General features: G+C 71.2%; 18 protein-coding genes and 1 pseudogene. 14 read left to right on the forward strand and 5 right to left on the reverse strand.

What is annotated here, in order from left to right; all coding sequences use genetic code 11:
• Positions 1-8: 8 nt before the first annotated feature.
• Both ABH937_RS09980 and ABH937_RS09985 read right to left on the reverse strand, forming a co-directional pair.
• A complete protein-coding gene (locus tag ABH937_RS09980) occupies positions 9-1,328 on the reverse strand; it encodes a pyridoxal-phosphate dependent enzyme (protein ID WP_370217948.1) in 1,320 nt (439 codons plus the stop codon).
• A complete protein-coding gene (locus tag ABH937_RS09985; protein ID WP_370217949.1) occupies positions 1,325-2,788 on the reverse strand; it encodes a Y4yA family PLP-dependent enzyme in 1,464 nt (487 codons plus the stop codon). Before ABH937_RS09985 ends, ABH937_RS09980 begins: the two co-directional genes overlap by 4 nt.
• Positions 2,789-2,971: 183 nt before the next feature.
• Between ABH937_RS09985 and ABH937_RS09990 the strand changes: the two genes are divergently transcribed.
• From ABH937_RS09990 to kdpA (ABH937_RS10040), 11 genes and pseudogenes are all read left to right on the forward strand, one after another.
• On the forward strand, positions 2,972-3,142 hold the full coding sequence (locus ABH937_RS09990) for a hypothetical protein (RefSeq protein WP_280689333.1): 171 nt from the start codon (positions 2,972-2,974) through the stop codon (positions 3,140-3,142).
• Positions 3,139-3,228 carry a K(+)-transporting ATPase subunit F gene (kdpF, locus tag ABH937_RS09995; RefSeq protein ID WP_280689332.1) on the forward strand — a complete coding sequence of 30 codons (90 nt, stop codon included), beginning with the start codon at positions 3,139-3,141 and terminating at the stop codon, positions 3,226-3,228. The genes ABH937_RS09990 and kdpF (ABH937_RS09995) overlap by 4 nt, the downstream gene beginning before the upstream one ends.
• 9 nt (positions 3,229-3,237) lie before the next feature.
• Positions 3,238-4,899, forward strand: coding sequence for a potassium-transporting ATPase subunit KdpA (gene kdpA / locus ABH937_RS10000; protein WP_370217950.1), 1,662 nt, complete (start codon positions 3,238-3,240; stop codon positions 4,897-4,899).
• Positions 4,896-7,007: a potassium-transporting ATPase subunit KdpB gene (gene kdpB / locus ABH937_RS10005; protein ID WP_280689330.1), complete on the forward strand. Its 2,112-nt coding sequence runs from the start codon at positions 4,896-4,898 to the stop codon at positions 7,005-7,007. Before kdpA (ABH937_RS10000) ends, kdpB (ABH937_RS10005) begins: the two co-directional genes overlap by 4 nt.
• Before the next feature lie 15 nt (positions 7,008-7,022).
• On the forward strand, positions 7,023-7,652 hold the full coding sequence (kdpC, locus tag ABH937_RS10010; RefSeq protein WP_280689329.1) for a potassium-transporting ATPase subunit KdpC: 630 nt from the start codon (positions 7,023-7,025) through the stop codon (positions 7,650-7,652).
• Positions 7,653-7,695: 43 nt separating this feature from the next.
• A pseudogene (locus tag ABH937_RS10015) lies at positions 7,696-8,820 on the forward strand (universal stress protein); the annotation flags it as partial.
• Positions 8,821-9,610: 790 nt separating this feature from the next.
• Positions 9,611-10,030, forward strand: coding sequence for an SAV_915 family protein (locus ABH937_RS10020; RefSeq protein WP_370217951.1), 420 nt, complete (start codon positions 9,611-9,613; stop codon positions 10,028-10,030).
• Positions 10,031-10,153: 123 nt separating this feature from the next.
• Positions 10,154-10,243, forward strand: coding sequence for a K(+)-transporting ATPase subunit F (kdpF, locus tag ABH937_RS10025; protein ID WP_280689327.1), 90 nt, complete (start codon positions 10,154-10,156; stop codon positions 10,241-10,243).
• Positions 10,243-12,393: a potassium-transporting ATPase subunit KdpB gene (kdpB, locus tag ABH937_RS10030; protein WP_370217952.1), complete on the forward strand. Its 2,151-nt coding sequence runs from the start codon at positions 10,243-10,245 to the stop codon at positions 12,391-12,393. Before kdpF (ABH937_RS10025) ends, kdpB (ABH937_RS10030) begins: the two co-directional genes overlap by 1 nt.
• A 2-nt stretch (positions 12,394-12,395) precedes the next feature.
• Complete coding sequence (locus ABH937_RS10035) at positions 12,396-13,295, forward strand: potassium-transporting ATPase subunit C (protein WP_370217953.1); 900 nt, start codon at positions 12,396-12,398, stop codon at positions 13,293-13,295.
• Between the two features lie 3 nt (positions 13,296-13,298).
• On the forward strand, positions 13,299-14,951 hold the full coding sequence (kdpA, locus tag ABH937_RS10040; protein WP_370217955.1) for a potassium-transporting ATPase subunit KdpA: 1,653 nt from the start codon (positions 13,299-13,301) through the stop codon (positions 14,949-14,951).
• A gap of 67 nt (positions 14,952-15,018) precedes the next feature.
• Here the strand turns inward: kdpA (ABH937_RS10040) and ABH937_RS10045 are convergent, their stop codons facing one another.
• A complete protein-coding gene (locus ABH937_RS10045; RefSeq protein WP_370217957.1) occupies positions 15,019-15,600 on the reverse strand; it encodes a nuclear transport factor 2 family protein in 582 nt (193 codons plus the stop codon).
• A gap of 122 nt (positions 15,601-15,722) precedes the next feature.
• Between ABH937_RS10045 and ABH937_RS10050 the strand changes: the two genes are divergently transcribed.
• On the forward strand, positions 15,723-16,271 hold the full coding sequence (locus ABH937_RS10050; protein ID WP_280689322.1) for a MarR family winged helix-turn-helix transcriptional regulator: 549 nt from the start codon (positions 15,723-15,725) through the stop codon (positions 16,269-16,271).
• A gap of 7 nt (positions 16,272-16,278) precedes the next feature.
• Here ABH937_RS10050 and ABH937_RS10055 read toward each other — a convergent pair whose 3' ends face one another.
• On the reverse strand, positions 16,279-17,121 hold the full coding sequence (locus ABH937_RS10055) for a hypothetical protein (RefSeq protein WP_348533638.1): 843 nt from the start codon (positions 17,119-17,121) through the stop codon (positions 16,279-16,281).
• 313 nt (positions 17,122-17,434) lie between these two features.
• Between ABH937_RS10055 and htpG the strand changes: the two genes are divergently transcribed.
• Together htpG and ABH937_RS10065 are read left to right on the forward strand one after the other, a co-directional pair.
• Positions 17,435-19,357, forward strand: coding sequence for a molecular chaperone HtpG (htpG, locus tag ABH937_RS10060; RefSeq protein WP_370217958.1), 1,923 nt, complete (start codon positions 17,435-17,437; stop codon positions 19,355-19,357).
• Between the two features lie 188 nt (positions 19,358-19,545).
• The gene (locus ABH937_RS10065; RefSeq protein WP_370217959.1) at positions 19,546-20,418 is read left to right on the forward strand and encodes a polysaccharide lyase; all 873 of its coding nucleotides are present in this window, start codon (positions 19,546-19,548) and stop codon (positions 20,416-20,418) included.
• A 13-nt stretch (positions 20,419-20,431) separates the two neighbouring features.
• Here the strand turns inward: ABH937_RS10065 and ABH937_RS10070 are convergent, their stop codons facing one another.
• A complete protein-coding gene (locus ABH937_RS10070; protein WP_370217960.1) occupies positions 20,432-20,872 on the reverse strand; it encodes a MarR family winged helix-turn-helix transcriptional regulator in 441 nt (146 codons plus the stop codon).
• Positions 20,873-20,978 lie beyond the last annotated feature (106 nt).

Below are 20,978 nucleotides of genomic sequence, written 5' to 3' on the forward strand. Positions count from 1 at the left end.
CCACCCCCTCAGTCCCGGACCAGCGGCGCGCCGGCGTCGCGCCAGCCGATGATGCCGCCGGCCAGGCTGCGCACGTCGGGGTGTCCCATCCGGGTCAGCAGGGCCGCGTACCGCACCGACTTCTCACCGACCGGGCAGGCCAGCAGCACCGGCTGCTTCTTGCCGAACGGCAGCCCTCCGTACAGGAGTTCGTCGAACAGCTCGTCGACGATGTTGATCGAGTCCTCGATGTGCAGCGCCGCGTACGCGAACGGGCCGCGCAGGTCGATCACCAGCGGTCGGTCCTCGGCGATCCACTTGCGGGCCGCGTCCACGTCCAGCGCGGTCACCTCGGCCAGTTCGGCCTCGGTCAGCGTCGCCACCGAGTTCTGCCTGGGCGGCTGGTTCAGCAGCTCGGGCCGGCGCTTGCGGATGTAGCTCAGATAGCTCTCGACCCGGTCGCAGACGATGAAGACCGCGGTCCTGCGCTCGGTCAATCCCTCGTCCAGCGCCCGCAGATGGCGCACCGCACCGTGGTACGCGCCACCGCCGGTGGGGCCGGCCAGCAGGCCGCAGCGGCGGACCAGGGTCAGCAGGCCGTCGATCGCGTGGTCGGCGGTCACCGTCTCGATGCTGTCGTAGGTGGCGGGGTCGAAGAGACCGACCTCGTGGACCTCGTCGATGTTGCGGATGCCCGGGATGAAGTCCGACTTGTCCGCGACCAGGCCGACCACCTCGATCCCCGGGTTGGCGGCGCGCAGCACGGTCGCCACCCCGGTCGAGGAGCCGGCCGTGCCGACGCAGGCGATGAAGTAGTCGGGGGCCCGGCCGTCGAGGTCCCGCAGGATCTCCGGCCCGGTGCCGGCCAGGTGCGCCTCGAGGTTGAGCGGGCTGTAGTACTGGTCGGTGTGCAGGTAGCCGCTCTCCGCCTCGGAGAGCATCCGGTGGATCCGGGTCAGCGGGTCGTCGGTGTTGCTCGGGTCCAGGCACTCGCTCTGGCCTGGCAGTTCCTCGATCTCCGCGCCGAGCAGCAGCAACAGGTCCTTGATCTCCGGGACCTTCATCCGGTTCGTCACGCTCTTGAACGGCAGCCCGTGCATCCCGGCGATCACGGCCAGGGCCTTCGCGGTGTTGCCGCTGGACAGTTCGACGATCGCGTCACCGCGCTCGACCGCGGTGGCCAGCTTCGGGCGGGTCATGCTCCACGCGGCCCGGTCCTTGACCGAGCCGAACGGGTTGAGCATCTCCAACTTGGCGTACAGGTCGATGTTCCGCAGGCCGTGCACCGCCGGGCTGATCCGCACCAGCGGGGTGTCGCCGATCACGTCGGTGATGCTGTCGTACCTCACTGCTGTTCCCCCGTAGCGAAGTCGGGCCAGTACTGGGTGTCCAGCCGCCAGCGCCAGGAGCCGTTCTCCCGGTACGCGGCGACCTTGCGGGCGATCGGCTGGTGCAGCGCGTGGTCGGCGCTGAAGTCCATGAAGTAGCCGGCGGTGTTGGCGAAGGCGAGCAGATCCCCCGGGCTCGGCAGGGCGGGGAGGTGGACCAGCCGCCGGGTGATCAGGTCGGCCTCCAGGCAGAGGTTCCCGATCAGGTACACCGCCACCGGGTCGGTGCCGGACGGACGCCCGCCGCCCCGCGGGATGACGATCGGGTCCATCAGCACCCCGTGCTCCTCGAGGCTGACATCGCGCGCGTTCATCTCGACCCGCACCAGGCAGTCGCCGCCCGGGGTGTGCCGGACCTCCAGGACCTTCGCCAGCGCGACGCCGCACTGGTCGACGAGTGCGCGCCCCGGCTCGATGTGCAGGTCGTAGAGGTTCTCCAGCAGCAGGGTGGCCAGCGGGCGACCCAGCGACGGCGCCGGGGAGGCGAGCAGCTCGTCCAGGTAGGCCTCGGCGGCGATCGGCCGGTGGGCCGGGTACAGACCCAGCGCCCCGCGCAGGGTGCCGGCCTCGGCGCGCAGCCCGTATCCGTGACCCTGCCAGGTCAGCGCGGGCCGCCGGCCGAGCACGGCACTGGTGAGTTCGCTCGTGTAGCGCTCCCACTGCCCCCCGTCGGCAAGGTAGTTGACGCCGAAGCCGCCACCGATGTCGATGACCTGCGGGCGCAGGCCACGGCGGCGGCACTCGTCCATGGCCCTGACGCAGGTTTCGAGGGCCACCGCCTTCTCGGCCACCCCGACGGTGTCCAGGTGGTAGGCGACACCGATCAGCTCGACGGCGTCGCGGTGCCGCTCGACCGCCTCCAGCAGACCCGCCACCTCGCCGACCGGGGAGCCGAAGCGGCTCGGCCGGCTGAGCACCGTGACGCCGGGCGCCTCGAAGCCCGACAGCCGCAGCAGCACCCGCACCCGGGGCAGCCCGTACTTGCCGACCAGCACGGCCAGTTCCAGCAGCTCGGCCCGCGAGTCGACGCCGACGGTGACGCCTGTGCGGGCGGCCAGCCAGCGGAACTCCGGGTTCTTGGGCCCGGTGGCCAGGATCCGGTCCGGGGTGAAGCCCGCGCCGAGCGCGTGCTGCAGCTCGCCGAGCGAGGCGACGTCGATGCCCGCCTCGGTCACCGTGAGCTGCCGCACCAGGGCGCTGGACCGGTTCGCCTTGTGCGCGAAGAAGATCCCGCCCGAGAGGTGATGCCGCTGGTAGACGGCACGGAACCGGGCCACGTTCGCCGCGATCTGCTCGGGCAGCACCACGTTGAGCGGCGAGCCGAGGGCATCCACCAAGGTGTGCAGGAAGTCAGCGGACTCCAGCACCGAGCGGAGCCGTGGCTCCAGCCGGGGTTCCAGGTACAGCGGCGATGAGCGCATGGCGACGTGACCCCCCGTGAGAATCCGCTACGTGCGGTGCGGGTACGACGCGACCCCCCACCGTCCTCTGTTCGTAACGATAACTGTTTTCATGATCGGTTGACAGTCTTGTCGTTGCACTGCCGCAATACTCCCGCCATGGTCGGTTTCCCCGGTCGGCCCAGGAAAACTACGGACCGTCAGATGCGCGACCCGACAATCGGAGAGAGCGGCTCAGGCAGCTCCCACGACCCGCAGCCGGCGGGTCCCGACACTCCGGTTGGAGCCTTCATGGCGGACCTGGCCTTCGTCGTCGTCACGCTCGCCGTGTTCGGCGTCCTCGCACTGATCGCCAAGGGGGTGAGCCGGCTGTGACGGCGGACAACATCGTCGGGCTGATCGTCGCGGCGGCCCTGGTGGTCTACCTGCTGCTGGCGCTCACGCACCCGGAGCGGTTCTGAGGTGGCCCGGTGACTCCCACTCTGGCGGGCGTGCTGCAGGCCCTGGCCCTGGTCGCCGCCCTCGCGCTCTCCTACCGGCCGCTCGGCGACTACCTCGCCCACCTGCTCAGCAGCCCCAAGCACCTGCGGATCGAACGCGTCGGCTACCGGCTGATGGGCGTCCGCCCGGACCACGACCAGCCATGGCTCGGCTACCTGCGCAGCGTGCTGGCCTTCTCGGCGGTCTCGGTGCTCTTCCTATACGCCTTCCAGCGGCTGCAGAGCCACCTCTGGCTCTCGCTGGGCTTCCCCGCCGTCCCGGCCCCCACCGCCTTCAACACGGCGACCTCCTTCGTGACCAACACCAACTGGCAGTCGTACTCGGGTGAGACGACCATGGGCCATCTGGTGCAGATGGCGGGCCTGGCGGTGCAGAACTTCGTCTCGGCCGCCGTCGGCGTGGCGGTGGCCGCCACGCTGATCCGGGGCTTCGCGCGCAGCCGGACCGACCAAGTGGGCAACTTCTGGGTCGACCTGACCCGGATCACCCTGCGGGTGCTGCTGCCGGTCTCGGTGGTCTTCGCGATCGTCTTCGTGGCGAGCGGGATGGTGGAGAACCTGCACGCCGCGCAGCAGATCACCGGGCTGGCGGGGCAGACCCAGTCGATCCCCGGCGGCCCGGTGGCCTCCCAGGAGGTGATCAAGGAGCTGGGCACCAACGGCGGCGGCTTCTACAACGCCAACTCCGCCCACCCGTTCGAGAACCCCACCGCGTTCACCAACTGGCTGGAGATCTACCTGCTGCTGGTGATCTCCTTCGCGCTGCCGCGCACCTTCGGCCGGATGGTCGGCGACAACCGTCAGGGCTACGCCATCGTCACGGTGATGGCCCTGTACTGGGTGGTCTCGGCCATCCTGATGACGATCGCCGAGTGGCGCCATGAGGGCAGCGCGCTGCAGGCGGCCGGCGCGGCGATGGAGGGCAAGGAGGTCCGGTTCGGCATCGCGGGCTCCACCCTCTTCGCCGCCTCCACCACGCTCACCTCCACCGGCGCGGTGAACTCCATGCACGACTCGTACACCGCGCTCGGCGGCGGGTTGACCATGTTCGACATCATGCTCGGCGAGATCGCCCCCGGCGGCACCGGCTCGGGCCTGTACGGGATGCTGGTGCTGGCCGTGATCACGGTCTTCGTCGGCGGGCTGATGGTCGGCCGCACCCCGGAGTACCTGGGCAAGAAGCTCGGCGGCCGGGAGATGAAGTTCGCCTCGCTCTACATCCTCACCACCCCCGCCATCGTGCTGATCGGCACCGGGACGGCGATGACCTTCAAGGCCGAATGGTTCGCCGCGCTGAACGGCGGACCGCACGGCTTCTCGGAGGTGCTCTACGCCTTCGCCTCGGCGGCCAACAACAACGGCTCCGCCTTCGCCGGCCTGACCGCCACCAGCACCTGGTGGAACACCGCGCTGGGCCTGGTCATGCTGTTCGGCCGGCTGCTGCCGATGGTCTTCGTGCTGGCGCTGGCCGGCTCGCTGGCAAGCCAGCAGCCGGTCCCGGCGACCGCGGGCACGCTGCCCACGCACCGCCCGCTCTTCGTCGGCATGCTCGCCGGCGTCGTGCTGATCGTGGTCGGTCTCACCTACTTCCCGGCGCTCGCGCTGGGTCCGCTCGCGGAGGGGCTCAAGTGATCCCGGTGAACGGCGCGCAGGAGCAGGAGGAGCACGAGGCGCACCGCGTCTCGGGCGGGCTGCTCGACCCGAAGCAGCTGATCGAGTCGCTGCCGAACGCGGTGCGCAAGCTCGACCCCCGGGTGATGGTCCGTCACCCGGTGATGTTCGTGGTCGAGGTCGGGTCGGTGCTGACCACCATCTCGGCGATCCGGCACACCAGCGTCTTCGCCTGGGTGATCGCGGTCTGGCTCTGGCTGACCGTGGTCTTCGCCAACCTGGCCGAGGCGGTGGCCGAGGGCCGGGGGAAGGCGCAGGCCGACACGCTGCGCAAGACCCGCACCGAGACGGTCGCCCGCCGGCTGACCGACTGGCGGCCGGGCGCGAGCGCGGTGGCCGAGGCGGAGATCGCGGCCGCGCAACTGCGGCTCGGCGACCACGTGGTGGTCGAGGCCGGGCAGATCATCCCCGGGGACGGCGACGTGGTCGAGGGGGTCGCCAGCGTGGACGAGTCGGCGATCACCGGCGAGTCGGCGCCGGTGATCCGCGAGTCGGGCGGCGACCGCTCGGCCGTGACCGGCGGCACCAAGGTGCTCTCCGACCGGATCGTCGTCAAGATCACCTCGGAGCCCGGCAAGACCTTCATCGACCGGATGATCGCGCTGGTCGAGGGCGCGGCCCGGCAGAAGACGCCGAACGAGATCGCGCTCGACATCCTGCTGGCCTCGCTGACCATCGTCTTCCTGCTGGCCGTGGTCACCCTGCAGCCGATGGCCGCCTACGCCGGCGCCGAGCAGACCACGGTGGTGCTGATCGCGCTGCTGGTCGCGCTGATCCCGACCACGATCGGCGCGCTGCTCTCCGCGATCGGCATCGCCGGCATGGACCGCCTGGTGCAGCGCAACGTGCTCGCCCTCTCCGGTCGGGCCGTGGAGGCCGCCGGCGACGTCTCCACCCTGCTGCTGGACAAGACCGGCACGATCACCTTCGGCAACCGGCAGGCCGCCGAGTTCATCCCCATCGGCGCGGCGGAGCTGGCCGAACTGGCGGACGCCGCCCAGCTGTCCAGCCTGGCCGACGAGACCCCCGAGGGCCGCTCGATCGTGGTCCTGGCCAAGGAGCGGTACGGCCTGCGGGCCCGCACCCAGGGCGAACTGGCGCACGCGGCCTGGGTGCCGTTCACCGCGCAGACCCGGATGAGCGGCGTGGACCTGACCGAGGACGGCGAGCACCATCGGATCCGCAAGGGCGCGGCGGCCTCGGTCGCCGCCTTCGTGGTGCAGCACGGCGGCACGGTGGGGCCCGAGGTCGACGCCGCGGTGCAACGGATCTCCTCCGGCGGTGGCACCCCGCTGGTGGTGGCGGTCCACCCCGGCAGCCGGCCGGCCCGGGTGCTCGGCGTGATCAACCTCAAGGACGTGGTCAAGCACGGCATCAAGGACCGCTTCGAGGACCTGCGCCGGATGGGCATCAAGACCGTCATGATCACCGGCGACAACCCGCTGACCGCCGCCGCGATCGCGGAGGAGGCCGGGGTGGACGACTTCCTGGCCGAGGCCACGCCCGAGGACAAGATGGCGCTGATCCGTCAGGAGCAGAGCGGCGGCAAGCTGGTCGCGATGACCGGTGACGGCACCAACGACGCCCCGGCGCTGGCCCAGGCCGACGTCGGGGTGGCGATGAACACCGGGACCTCGGCCGCCAAGGAGGCCGGGAACATGGTGGACCTGGACTCCAACCCCACCAAGCTGATCGAGATCGTCGAGATCGGCAAGCAGTTGCTGATCACCCGTGGTGCGCTGACCACCTTCTCGATCGCCAACGACGTCGCGAAGTACTTCGCGATCATCCCGGCGATGTTCGCCAGCGTGTACCCGGGGCTGAGCAGCCTCAACGTGATGCACCTGCACAGCCCGACCTCGGCGATCACCTCGGCGATCGTCTTCAACGCGCTGATCATCGTCGCGCTGATCCCGCTGGCACTGCGCGGCGTGCGCTACCGGCCGTCCTCGGCCTCGGCGCTGCTGCGCCGCAATCTGGGCGTCTACGGGGTCGGCGGGCTGATCCTGCCGTTCCTCGGCATCAAGCTGATCGACCTGGTCGTGCAGTTCATCCCCGGACTGCGCTGAGCGAAGGAGCGCCTCATGGCGAATCCGCTGGCCACCCTGGCCAAGCTGCATCTGACCGGCCTGCGCGTGCTGCTGGTCTTCACCGTGCTCTGCGGGATCGCCTATCCGCTGGTCATCGTGGGCCTCTCGCAGGCCCTGCTGCCCGGGCAGGCCAACGGCTCGCTGGTGCGCCAGAACGGGCAGGCGGTCGGTTCGGGACTGATCGGCCAGAACTTCACGCTCCCCGCGTCCGGCCCGAGCGCGGCGCCGCAGCCGGACCCCAAGTGGTTCCAGCCGCGTCCCTCGGCGGCCGGGAGCAGCGGCTACGACGCGAGCGCCTCCGGCGGCTCCAACCTCGGGCCGAACGACCCGGGCCTGCTGAAGTCCGTCCAGCAGCGCCGGTCGGCCGTCGCCGCCTTCGACGGGGTGGACCCGGCCCAGGTGCCGCCGGACGCGGTGACCGCCAGCGGCTCGGGCCTCGACCCGGCGATCTCCCCGACCTACGCTTATCAGCAGGTCGACCGGGTCGCCAAGGCCCGCGGCCTGGACCCGCAACGGGTCCACCAGCTGGTCGCCGACCATGTCGAGGGCCGGGTGCTCGGCTTCCTCGGCCAGCAACGCGTGGACGTCGTGACGCTCAACCTGGCGCTCGCCCGGCTCGGCTGACCGCGCGCCACCACGCGTGACCGCGCCTGCGAGGAGGACTGCGATGGCCGAGCCGCAGCAACCGGCCCAGGCGGCTCCCGTGCGCACCGGACGGGGTCGGCTCAAGGTCTACCTGGGGGCCGCACCCGGGGTCGGCAAGACCTTCCGGATGCTGGAGGAGGGCCACCGGCGCGCGGCCCGGGGCACCGATGTGGTGGTGGCCTTCGTGGAGTGCCACGGCCGGTACCGCACCGAGGAGATGCTGCACCCGCTCGAGGTGCTGCCACGCGTCGAACGCGACTACCGCGGCGGCCGGTTCGACGAGTTCGACCTCGACGCGGCGCTCGCCCGGCGGCCCGGGGTGGCACTGGTCGACGAACTCGCCCACACCAACATCCCCGGTGGGCGGCACGAGAAGCGCTGGCAGGACATCGAGGAACTGCTGGACGCCGGCATCGAGGTCATCACCACGGTCAACATCCAGCACCTGGAGTCGCTGAACGACGTGATCCAGAAGATCACCGGTGTGCCGCAGCGGGAGACGGTGCCGGACGAGGTGGTGCGCCGGGCCGAGCAGATCGAGCTGGTCGACATGCCGCCGGAGGGACTGCGCCGGCGGATGGTGCACGGCAACGTGTACGCGCCCGACCGGGTGGACGCGGCGCTGGCCAACTACTTCCGGATCGGCAACCTCACCGCCCTGCGCGAGATCGCGCTGCTCTGGCTCGCCGGCCGGGTGGACGACGCGCTGCGCCGCTACCGGGTCGACCACGGGATCGACGAGACCTGGGAGACGCACGAACGGGTGGTGGTCGCGCTCACCGGGGGCCCCGAGGGCGACACCCTGATCCGCCGGGCCGCCCGGATCGCCGCGCGCGAGAGCGGTGGCGACCTGCTCGCGGTGCACGTCGTCCCCGGTGACGGGCTCGCCGACGTGGCCTCCGGCACGCTGGCCGCCCAGCGACGGCTGGTGGAGTGCCTGGGCGGCAGCTACCACCAGGTGGCGGGCGAGGACGTCCCCGCCACGCTGCTCGGCTTCGCCCGGGACCACGAGGCGACCCAGCTGGTGCTCGGCACCAGCCGCCGCAGCCGGCTGCGGCGCAGGTTCACCGGGCCCGGCATCGGCGAGACCACCACCGAGCTGTCCGGGGACATCGACGTGCACCTGGTCACCCATGCGCACTCGGGGCACCAGGTCCGGCAGCACCAGGGGCCGCACGAGCCGGCGGCCGTCGAGGCGGGCGAGCCGCCGCGGTCGGGCGAACGGTTGCCGAGCACCGGACAGGCGGTCGCGGAATCCGCCGGCCCGGCGGACGAGCTTCGCCGGGCGCTGGCCACGGCCCTTCGGGCTGTTGATGAACTCGCTGCTTGCTATAGCAAACTGACGGATGATCAGCGGGCCGAGCTGGCGGCCGCGCAGACCTCGCTCAAGGAACTCGGCGGCCTGGCGGACAGGTTCCCGGCGCCCTGAACGGCGACCGGACGACCCGCCGAGGCCCTAGACCACTATGCAGGGCCCGGCCGCCATGCCAGGCCCTGCATCGGTCCCCCACCACCTCGCCGCCGCGGTCGATCAGCAGAATCGCCGCGCGCGGACGGGCACCGGCCCTTCTCCCCCACAGAGTCGAACGGCGCCCTCGAACGTCGACGCTAGGGCGCGTCACCGTTCCGACCCCGGCCTCCTGACGCGATCTTCACGACACCGTGGCGCATCTTGACGACTCCTTGGCGCTGCGCAGCGCTGCGCGGCGCCGCCGGCCGCCGCACGCCGTTTCAGCAGGTCCTACGCGCTCGGGCGGCGTCTCGGCCAGGGTTGGCGCCACCGATATCAACACCGTGTCAGGAGAACGGGCTTCGGGATCAAGGAGCCGTCAGGACCGCTGCGTATCCACCGGCCGCCGGGCATAGCGTCACTGCTGCGCCCCGGTAGCCCGGACCAGCGCGGTACCCATCCCGTTCCACCTGTGTGGAGGTATGCCATGAACCAGCGTCAGGACGCCGAGGCCCCCGAGCCCAACGAACCCGTCCCGACCGGACAGTTGCTGGTCCCCGTCCGGTCGGGTCCGCTGGGCCACGCGCCCCGCTTCTTCCGCAGCCCGCTCGGTGCCCGCACCGCGGTCGCCTTCAGCACCGAGCGGCAGCTGACCGAGGTCCTCGGTCCCGACCAGCCCTGGATCGTCCTGGCCGAGTCCGCGCTGCGCGCGCTGGCCGAGCCGCTGGGCGTCACCGCGCTCACCGTCGACCCGCAGCTGGCCGCCCCCGCGCCGTCGCCGCTGCCGGCCGGCTTCGCCGTACCGGCCACCGCGCCGTGCGAGCGTCTCCCGCAGACTCCCGACCCCGATCACTGGCCCGCGGCCGCCTTCGCGCCGCGCCCCAGCCGGGTCGGTCGCGCCGCCTGACGGCGCCCCTGATACACCTCCGGGCGGTCGCCGGCTCCTCACCAGGTGGCCGCCCGGAGGAGAGCTGTGCCCACCCGTCCATGTGCCCTTCGTGGTTCCCCCCTGCTCGATCGAGGCCCCCCAATGAGCGTCGAGAACGCCGTCGGCCTGCTGATCGCGGTAGCCCTGGTCGGCTACCTGATCCTGGCCCTGAAGTACCCGGAGAAGTTCTGATGTCCGCGGCGGCTCCGGTGAAGCCGGACACCGACTCCGTGATCCCGCCCCCGCCCACCGGCCCGCGCCGGGTAGGGGCCGGCGTGCTCGATCCCAAGCAGCTCTGGCGTGCCCTACCCGAGGCGCTGCGCAAGCTCAACCCGGTGACCCTGGTGCGCAATCCGGTGATGTTCGTCACCGAGGTCGGCGCGGCGCTCACCACCGTGCTGGCCGGGCGCCACCCCTCGCTCTTCGGCCTGCTGATCGCCGGCTGGCTCTGGCTGACCGTGGTCTTCGCCAACCTCGCCGAGGCGGTGGCGGAGAGCCGGGGCAAGGCCCAGGCCGACACGCTGCGCCGCACCCGGCAGCAGACCACCGCCCGCCGGCTGACCGGCTGGCCCGGCAGTACCGCCGAGGAGTCGGTGGCGGCCGCCCAGCTCCGTCGCGGCGACCATGTGCTGGTCGAGGCCGGGGAGTTGATCCCGGGCGACGGCGACGTGGTCGAGGGTGTGGCCAGCATCGACGAGTCCGCGATCACCGGTGAGTCCGCCCCGGTGATCCGCGAGTCCGGCGGCGACCGCAGCGCGGTGACCGGCGGCACTCGGGTGCTCTCCGACCAGGTGGTGGTCCGGATCACCCAGGAGCCCGGCGACAGCTTCCTGGACCGGATGATCTCGCTGGTCGAGGGGGCGAACCGGCAGAAGACGCCGAACGAACTGGCGCTCAACCTGCTGTTGACCATGCTGACCTTCGTCTTCCTGCTGGCGGTCGTGACGCTGCAGCCGATGGCGGTCTTCTCCAAGCAGTACAACGTGGCCGCCCACAACACCGCCGTGCTGAACGGCGACGGCGTCACCGGGATCGTGCTGGTGTCGCTGCTGGTCTGCCTGATCCCGACCACGATCGGCGCGCTGCTCTCCGCGATCGGCATCGCCGGCATGGACCGGATGGTGCAGCGCAACGTGCTGGCGATGTCGGGGCGGGCCGTGGAGGCGGCGGGCGACGTCAACACCCTGCTGCTGGACAAGACCGGCACCATCACCTTCGGCAACCGGCAGGCGTCGCAGTTCCTGCCGGTGGGCGAGGTCGCACAGCGGCGCCTGGCCGAGGCCGCGCTGCTCTCCAGCCTGGCGGACGAGACGCCCGAGGGCCGTTCCATCGTCTCCTTCGCGCGCACCCACTACGAGTTGACGGAGCATCAGGACGAGGGTGCGGCCTTCGTCCCGTTCAGCGCCACCACCCGGATGTCCGGGGTTGATCTTCCCGGTGGCAGCTGCCTGCGCAAGGGCGCGGCGGCCGCCGTCGCCGCCTGGGTGCGCGAGCGCGGCGGCGAGGTGCCGCCCGCGCTGGGCGCCGCCGTGGACCAGGTGTCGGCGGCCGGCGGCACCCCGCTGGCGGTGGCCGAGCACGACGACTCCGGGGCACCGGCCCGGGTGCTGGGGGTGATCCACCTCAAGGACGTGGTCAAGCCCGGTCTCAAGGAGCGGTTCGACGAGCTGCGCCGGATGGGCATCCGGACCGTGATGATCACCGGCGACAACCCGGTGACGGCCAAGGCGATCGCCGCCGAGGCCGGCGTCGACGACTTCCTGGCCGAAGCCACCCCCGAGGACAAGCTCGCGCTGATCAAGCAGGAGCAGGCCGGCGGCCACCTGATCGCGATGACCGGGGACGGCACCAACGACGCGCCGGCGCTCGCGCAGGCGGACGTCGGGGTGGCGATGAACACCGGCACGTCGGCCGCCAAGGAGGCCGGCAACATGGTCGACCTCGACTCCGACCCGACGAAGATCATCGCGATCGTCGAGATCGGCAAGCAACTGCTGATCACCCGAGGGGCGTTGACCGCCTTCTCGATCGCCAACGACATCGCCAAGTACTTCGCGATCCTGCCGGCCATGTTCGGCGCGGTCTACCCCAGCCTGCACGCGCTGGACATCATGCACCTGCACTCGCCGATGTCCGCGATCCTGTCCGCCGTCATCTTCAACGCGGTGGTGATCGTGGCGCTGATCCCGCTCGCGCTGCGCGGCGTGCGCTACCGCCCGGCCAGCGCCTCGGCGTTGCTCACCCGCAACCTGTGGGTGTACGGGCTGGGCGGCGTGCTGGTGCCGTTCGTCGCGATCAAGCTGATCGACCTGCTCTTCGTCCAGTTCATCCCGGGGATCTGACCATGAACCGACTGCCCGTGTGGCTCTCCCAACACCTGGCCGCGCTCAGGGTCGTGCTGGTGCTCACCCTGACCACCGGCCTGCTCTACCCGCTCGGCATGACGGCGCTCGCCCACGTCCCCGGGCTGGCCGCCCCCGCCCAGGGTTCCAGGCTCAAGGGCCCGGACGGCTCGATGGTCGGCAGCAGCCTGATCGGCCAGGCCTTCACCGACGGCAAGGGCAACGCGCTGCCGCAGTACTTCCAGTCCCGCCCCTCGGCGGCGGGCAGCGGCGACGGCTACGACCCGACCGCCTCCGGTGCGAGCAACCTCGGCGCCCAGAGCGTCGTGGACACCCTGGAGACGAACAACGACCCGAAGACCTTCAAGCCGAGCCTGCTCACCCAGGTCTGCGCGCGCAGCGCGGCCGTCGGCGCGCTGGAGCACGTGGACGGCTCGCGCCCCTACTGCACCACGGACGGGGTGGGCGCCGTGCTCGGCGTCTACTACGACGGTGGGACCGGCGGGACGGCCACCAAGGTGGTCAGCCTCGACCAGGCCTGCCCGGCCAAGCCGTTCCTGACGGAGTATCAGGGACTTCCGGTCAGCTGCGCCACCCCCGGCGAGGGCTACAGCGGCGCGGTCACCGTGCCGATCCGCGGCGACGCGCCCGCGCACCCCGTGGTGCCGCCCGACGCGGTCACCGCCAGTGGCAGCGGCCTGGATCCGCAGATCAGTCCGGCCTACGCCGCGCTCCAGGTGCCCCGGATCGCCGGCCGGCGCCACACCAGCGAGCAGAACGTCCGCGCGCTGGTGGCCGAGTACACCACCGGGCGGGCCCTGGGCATCCTCGGGGATCCGGGCGTCAACGTGCTCGAACTCAACCTGGCCCTCGACCGCAGCTACCCGAACCAGGGGGCCTGACCCGTGATCGCCCTGATGCAAGCCTTCCTGGTGATCGCCGTGGTGGTGGGACTGCACGTCCCGCTCGGCGACCACCTGGCCCGCCAGCTCGACGGCGGCCGTCACCTGAAGATCGAACGGACCCTCTACCGCGTCTGCGGGATCGACCCGGACCGCGAGCAGGACTGGCGGCACTACCTGCTCGCCCTGCTCGCCTTCACCGTGATGAGCATCGCGGCGCTCTTCGCGCTGCTCATCGGCCAGGGCCACCTGCCGTGGTCGCGCGGGATCGGCGGGATGCCGTGGCGCACCGCGCTGCACACCGCGGTCAGCTTCACCACCAACACCAGCTGGCAGAACTACGTGCCGGAGACCGGCACCGGGCACTTCGCGGTGATGGCGGGCCTGGGCGTGCAGGCGTTCGCCTCGGCGGCGGTCGGCATCTGCGCGGCCCTGGCGCTGATCCGCGGCCTGGTCCGGCACGGCACCGACGAGCTGGGCAACTTCTGGGTCGACCTGATCCGCACCATCGGGCGGGTCCTGGTGCCGCTCGCCGTGGTGGCCGGACTGCTGCTGATCGCGCTCGGCGTCGAGCAGAACCTGGGCGGCAGCCACACCGTCACCACACTGACGGGCGGTCAGCAGACGCTGATCGGCGGCCCGGTGGGCTCCTGGGAGTCCGTCAAGCTCTTCTCCGGCGACGGCGGCGGCTTCTTCAACGCCAGCAGCGCACACCCGTTCGAGAACCCGAACGCGGCCAGCAACCTGATCGAGATCGTGCTGATGCTGCTGATCCCGACGGCGTTCATCCGCACCTTCGGACGGATGGTCGGCAGCCTCAAGCAGTCCTGGACCCTGCTCGCGGTGGTCGGCATCCTGTTCGGCCTGCTGCTCGCGGCGGCCTCGCTCGCCCAGCACTCGACCCACAGCCCGGTCGCGGCGGCGGTCGGCGGCCAGTACGAGGGCACCGAGACCCGCTTCGGCATCCCCGGGACCACGCTCTTCGGCGTCTCGGCCACCGGCAGCGCGGACGGCGCGGGCGGCGGCTCCTACGACAGCTTCTCCAGCCTCGGCGGCGGGGTGCTGCTGGCGGCCATGATGCTCGGCGAGATCGCCCCCGGCGGCACCGGCAGTGGCCTCTACGGCCTGCTGATCGCCGTGCTGATCGCGGTGTTCATCGGCGGCCTGATGGTCGGCCGCACGCCCGAGTACCTGCGCAAGCGGATCGGGCTCGGGGAGATGCGCTACGTGGTGATGTACGCACTGGTCGCACCGACCGTCATCCTGGTCTGCTCGGCCGTCTCGGTGGGCCTGGGCCAGGACGGCGCGGCCGACATGGGCAATCCTGGCCCGCACGGCCTGACCGAACTGATCTACGCCTACACCAGCAACACGCAGAGCAACGGCAGCGCGATGTCGGGCTTCAACGGCGCGACCGACTTCCACAACGGCCTGATGGTGGTCGCCATGCTGCTCGGCCGCTACGTCCCGATCGCCTTCGTGCTCGCCCTGGCCGGCAAGCTGGCCAGGCAGCGCCCGGGCGTCGTGACGGCCGGCACGCTGCGCGCCTCCGGGGTCAACTTCGTCACCCTGGCCACCGGCGCGGCGTTGATCCTGGCGCTGCTCAACTTCCTGCCCGCGCTGGCCCTCGGGCCGCTGGCGGAGGGCCTGAGGTAGCGCCGACACGCTCACTGCGCCCCCGCGCCGTCGGTCCGTCCGGACCCGGCGCGGGGGCGACGGGGTGTCAGGCGTGCAGCCAGGCCAGCACCTCGGCGTAGAACGCGTCGCGAGCCTGGGGCTCGTCGTCGCCGAGCAGCCCGTCGCCGATCAAGTAGCCGCGGGACCGCAGGTAGTAGGCGAGGAGCGCCAGGGAGGGACGGAAGGGTGCGAGTCGCGCCGGCGGGATCGTGATCGTCGTGCCGGGCACCACCGGGGCGATGGTGTCGCGCTCGTAGATCGCGTCGAGCGAGAGGATCCTCCACACGCCGTCACGGCGCTCGACGCGGTAGTTGAGGCGGACCCAGGAGACGAGGTCGACGAGGACGCCGTCGATCACCACGCGGAGTTCGACGCCTGCCGGCGCCTCGACGTAGCCCCGGTCGCCTGCGAGGTGGACGGCCGGCGGGGACATCCGGTGCACGCTCTGGTCGCCCCGCCCGACCATGTCCCGCGAGCCGGCCACGAAACCGGGGCCGCTGCCCGTGTACCAGCTCAGGCTCACCCGGGAGTCCGGCCAGTAGGCCGCCGCCAACTGCTCCCACCAGCCACGGTCGCGCCCCTGGCGCTCGTGCAGGATGAGCTGGGTGATGCGCTCGGTGTCACTCATGGTGCCCCACTCCCTCGGTCGCGCTCGCGCGGCGCAGTTACCTTTCGTGAAAGATAGTTCGAAAGCAATTAGGATGCCAGCGCGGGAGGCGGACGCCGACGAGGACGAGGGAGTGGGGCACCATGAACGATCAGGACCGGGTGGACGCCCTCACCGCGTCCTGGCTGGCGGAGCAGCCGGAGGTCGTCCAGGGCGAGTTCCAGAGCGAGTTCGAACTGGTCAAGCGCGTCGCCCGCCTGCACGTGCTGCTCGAGGAGGTCCTGCTGGAACGGCTGCGGCCCTACGGTCTCAGCAAGGCCGAATACGACATCCTCAGCACCCTGCGCTCGGTCGGCGCCCCCTACCGGCTGCGCCCGTCCGAACTCGCCGAACGCATCCTGATGACCTCGGGCGGCATCAGCAACGCGCTCCGCCGCCTCGAGGGGCGCGGACTCGTCGGCCGGGCCACGGATCCCGCCGACGCCCGCTCCTCCCCCACCCGCCTGACCAGCGCGGGAGCCGACCTCGCGCTGGAGGCGGTCCGGGATGTGGTCGGCGCCCAGACCGCGCTGCTGCGCCGGGGCGCCCGACCGGTCACCGGGACGGCCGAGGCGAGCCAGGCCCTGCGCGCCGTGCTCATCGCCCTCGGCGACACCGCGCCGCGATCCCGGACTGCCACCGCGCTGGATTGACGCACCGTCAGTCCGCTTCCGGGCCGCCCGGATCGCCCCGGTCGTCGTGCTCGCGGCGCGAGCCGAGTTGCTCCCGGGCGGAGTGCCAACGCGATCGCATCTGCTCGACCACGGTGTCCCACTGCCGGCGGATCTCGTCGTCGGCCGGTCGCTGCCCTCGGCGGATGCGGCCGAGTTCGTCCTGCACCTCCCGCCCGACGGCTGCCGAGCCGACGGTCACCAGCATCACGATGAAGAGCGCCGAGATCATCGCGAAGACCGCGCCCACCACGCCGTAGCGGGTGGCGTAGGAACTGAAGAGGCGGGGCAGGTAGATCGTCGCGCCCACCGCGTAGAGCGCGGAGAGGACGGCGGCGATCACCCCGAACGGCAGCAGGTCCCGCCAGGCGATCCGCTTCGCGGAGAGCACCCAGCCGGTCCAGACCAGGAACGCCGCCGTCACCGGCAGCTCGGCGACGGCGGCGGCCAGTCCGAGGTACCCCCAGCCCAAGGCGGCCTGGAGCCAACCGGTGACCAGCAGGTAGCCGGCGAGGCCGGCCACCCAGCGCAGGCCGTTCGTCGTGTTGCGCACGCTGAGCGGCTTGAGCTGCCAGGTCTGCTCGAACAGTCGCTGGGTCGCCCGGGTGAAGCTCAGCAGCGAGATCACCAGGAAGATCGTGCTCACGACGCCCGCGCCGGCGTCGGCGTTCGGCGCGAACAGCTGGCGGACCGCCTCGGCGCCACCGCCGGTGAGGCCGTAGCGGCTGATGATCCGGCCCGCCAGGTCCTGGTGCCCGATCCTGGTCAGCACGGTGCCGCCGAGGATCGCGAGCGGGACCAGCGCGGTCAGCGCGCTGGAGGCCAGGGCCATCGAGCGGTCGAAGCCGACGACGGTCTGGAAGCGGCTGACGACGCGCAGCGCGAAGGTCGGGCGCAGCCAGAACGTCAGCGTCCTGGTGAGGCGTTCGCGCGTGATGTGAGCCGTCCCGCCCTCCCTGACTCCCCGCGGCGTGATGCCGGCTCCCGCAGCTTCGTGACGGGGCGAGTGTAACGTGACGGACCGTCAGCGGAGCGCTGCGACGCGGAGTGCTTCACCCGCCCGACCACTGATGTCGACCGGTTGATCTACAGTGCTCAGGTCAGCTTTCCGTCACCCCGGTGACTTGAGGAGGGAATCGCAAGCCATGGCGGCTGAGACGTTTGAGTTCCAGGTGGAAGCTCGTCAGCTCCTGCAGATGATGATCCACTCGATCTACTCGAACAAGGACGTGTTCCTGCGCGAGCTCGTGTCCAACGCCTCCGACGCGCTGGACAAGCTGCGCCTGGAGGCCCTGCGCGACGACACGCTCGGCGTGGATGTGTCCGATCTGCACATCGCCGTCGAGGCCGACCGGGACGCCCGCACCCTGACGGTGCGCGACAACGGCATCGGCATGTCGTACGACGAGGTGGTCAAGCTCATCGGCACGATCGCCAACTCCGGCACCGCGACGTTCCTGCGCGAGCTGAAGGAGGCCAAGGACGCGGGCGCCGCCGAGGGCCTGATCGGGCAGTTCGGCGTCGGCTTCTACGCCAGCTTCATGGTGGCCGACGAGGTCGAGCTGCTCACCCGGCGCGCCGGCGAGAGCCAGGGCACCCGGTGGGCCTCCACCGGCGAGGGCACCTACACGATCGAGACGGTGGCCGAGGCGCCGCAGGGCACCGCGGTCACGCTGCGCCTCAAGCCGGTGGACACCGAGGACGGGCTGCACGACTACACCGCCGCCTGGCAGATCCGCGAGATCGTCAAGCGGTACTCGGACTTCATCACCTGGCCGGTCCGGATGGTCCCCGAGGCCGCCACGGACACCGAGGGCGAAGCGGACGCGCAGGCCGCGCGCGAGCCGGAGACGCTCAACTCGATGAAGGCGCTCTGGGCGCGTTCGCGGGACGAGGTGTCCGACGCCGAGTACCACGAGCTGTACAAGCACATCAGCCACGACTGGCTGGACCCGCTGGAGACCATCCGGCTGCAGGCGGAGGGCACCTTCGAGTACCAGGCCCTGCTGTTCATCCCCTCGCACGCGCCGCACGACCTGTTCACCCAGGGCCACCAGCGCGGCGTCCAGCTCTACGTGAAGCGCGTCTTCATCATGGACGACTGCGAGGCGCTGCTGCCGAGCTACCTGCGCTTCGTCAAGGGTGTGGTCGACGCCCAGGACCTGTCGCTCAACGTGTCGCGCGAGATCCTCCAGCAGGACCGCCAGATCCAGATGATGCACCGCCGGCTGGCGAAGAAGGTGCTCGCCGCGGTCAAGGACCTGATGGCCGGCTCCGCCGAGCGCTACGCCACCTTCTGGCGCGAGTTCGGCCGGGTGGTCAAGGAAGGCCTGCTCAGCGACTTCGACAACCGCGACGCCATCCTCGGCATCTGCTCGTTCGCCACCACGCACGACCAGGACGAGCCGACCACGCTGAAGCAGTACGTCGAGCGGATGAAGGACGGGCAGGAGCACATCTTCTACCTGACCGGCGAGTCCCGGCAGGCCATCGAGAACTCCCCGCACATGGAGGCGTTCCGGGCCAAGGGCATCGAGGTGCTGCTGCTGACCGACCCGGTCGACGAGGTGTGGGTCGAGGCCGTCCCGGCGTTCGACGGCAAGCAGTTGCGCTCGGTCGCCAAGGGCGAGGTCGACCTCGACACCGAGGAGGAGAAGCAGCAGGCCGCCGACGAGCGGGAGCAGCGGCAGCAGGAGTACGCGGGGCTGCTCAGCTGGCTGACGGAGCAGCTGGGCGAGCAGCTCAAGGAGGTGCGCCTGTCCACCCGGCTCACCGTCTCGCCCGCCTGCATCGTCTCGGACACGCATGACGTGACCCCGGCGCTGGAGAGCATGTACCGGGCGATGGGCCAGGAGGTGCCGCGGGTCAAGCGCATCCTCGAACTCAACCCGGGGCACGCGCTGGTCAGCGGCCTCAACAAGGCGCACGGCGAGCGCGGCGGCGCGGCCGACCTCGCTGAGACCGGTGAACTCCTCTACGGCATGGCGCTGCTGGCCGAGGGCGGCGAGCTGAGCGACCCGGCACGGTTCGTCAAGCTGATGGCGGACCGCCTGGAGCGGGTGCTGTAACGGTCCGGCCTACTGCCCTCGGGGCCGACAACCTGCCACGCACCGTGGCGGGTTGTCGGCCCCGACGCATCTGCGGCGGGCGCCGCGCCTCTTGACAGCTTGGCGGGTCAGCGTCAAGCTCCGTGAAATGGTTAGGAAAAGTTCCTAACTCAGCTCCCGCTTGGCTCTGACACCCAGGAGTCGATCTGATGGCTCGCCAACTCCGCCGCCGCTCGGCCTCACTGGCCCTGGCCGCAGCCGCCGCCCTCGCCCTCACCACGACCTTCGCCACCGCCGCGAGCGCCGCCCCCCGCGCCGCTGCGCCCGCCTGGACCGGCCAGTTCACCGGCTATCCGGGCAGCACCTGGCAGCACGCGTGGGGCGTGGCCGGCAGCGGCGGCTGGGGCGCCGCCGACCTCGCCAAGGCCGGCGACCCGACGGCGCCCGGCGACGGCTCGGCGCTGCGCGTCACCTACGGCAAGGGCTCCTCCGCGAACAGCTGCTCCGACTGCCCCACCCCCGGCGGCGGGCAGTACTACACCGATCTGACCGCGATGGGCCTCGGCTCGCTGAAGAACTCGGCCACCCTGGACCTGCGGTACCACCTCGAGTTCCCCACCGGCATGGACTGGGGCAAGGCCGGCAAGCTGCCCGGCCTGTACGGCGGGACGATCGGCCAGGAGTCCGGCGGCAACCACGGCAACGGCTGGTCCACCCGCTACATGTGGCGCGGCGCCAACGGGGTGCCGGACAACGGCGAGGTCTACCTCTACACCCCGACCAACTCCGGCCCCACCGGCTACGGCGTCGACGAGGGGCTGGGCAGCTGGAAGTGGCCCGCCGACGGCGGCTGGCACACCGCGGAGCAGCTGGTGAACCGGAACACCGGCGACGTGACGGTCTGGCTCGACGGCCGGCAGGTCTACCTCGGCAAGGGCATCGCCTCCGGGATCAAGGGCATCCCGTTCTCCGGCGTCCTCTTCTCGACCTTCTACGGCGGGCACGACACCAGCTGGGGCCCGCGCTCCACCCAGCACGCGTACTTCGCCGACTTCTCGCTGTCCACCGGCGTCCAGCACTGAGCTGCCCGCCCGGTCACCCAGCCGCGTCGGGGAAGACCCGGTCCAGCAGGTCCTGGAGGCTCGACCGCTCCTCCGCGCTCAGCCGCTCCAGACCGGTGAGGCCGGCGCTCACCCGCGCGCGGATCCGGCGGACGGCCTGCTCGCCCTCCTCGGTCAGCAGCACGTTCTTGATCCGCCGGTCGGCCGGGGAGACCTCACGGCGGACCAGCCCGCGGGTCTCCAGGCGGTCGACGATGCCGGTGATGTTGGAGGCGTCGCAGGCGAGCAGCTCGGCGAGGCTGCGCATCGATTTCGGCTCGCGCAGCAGGCTGAGCGTCTTGCCCTGCATCAAGGTCAGGCCGCTCTCCGCCGCCATCGCGGCGAACTGCCGGTAGTACGCCGCCGCGGCCCGGGCCAGCTGATCCATCAGCCGGTCGGGCGTGGCGGCGGCAGGCAGCACGGTGGGCTCGGTCATGGTGGAAGTGTACGGGAGATTGCTTGACATCCTCAATCTTTCAGGTCTACCTTCGACCTATTGCTTGAAGACATCAACCATCTAGGACTTCAAGCCCCAGGCCCGT

This window comes from Kitasatospora sp. GAS1066B (genome assembly GCF_041262605.1).
Taxonomy (GTDB): domain Bacteria; phylum Actinomycetota; class Actinomycetes; order Streptomycetales; family Streptomycetaceae; genus Kitasatospora.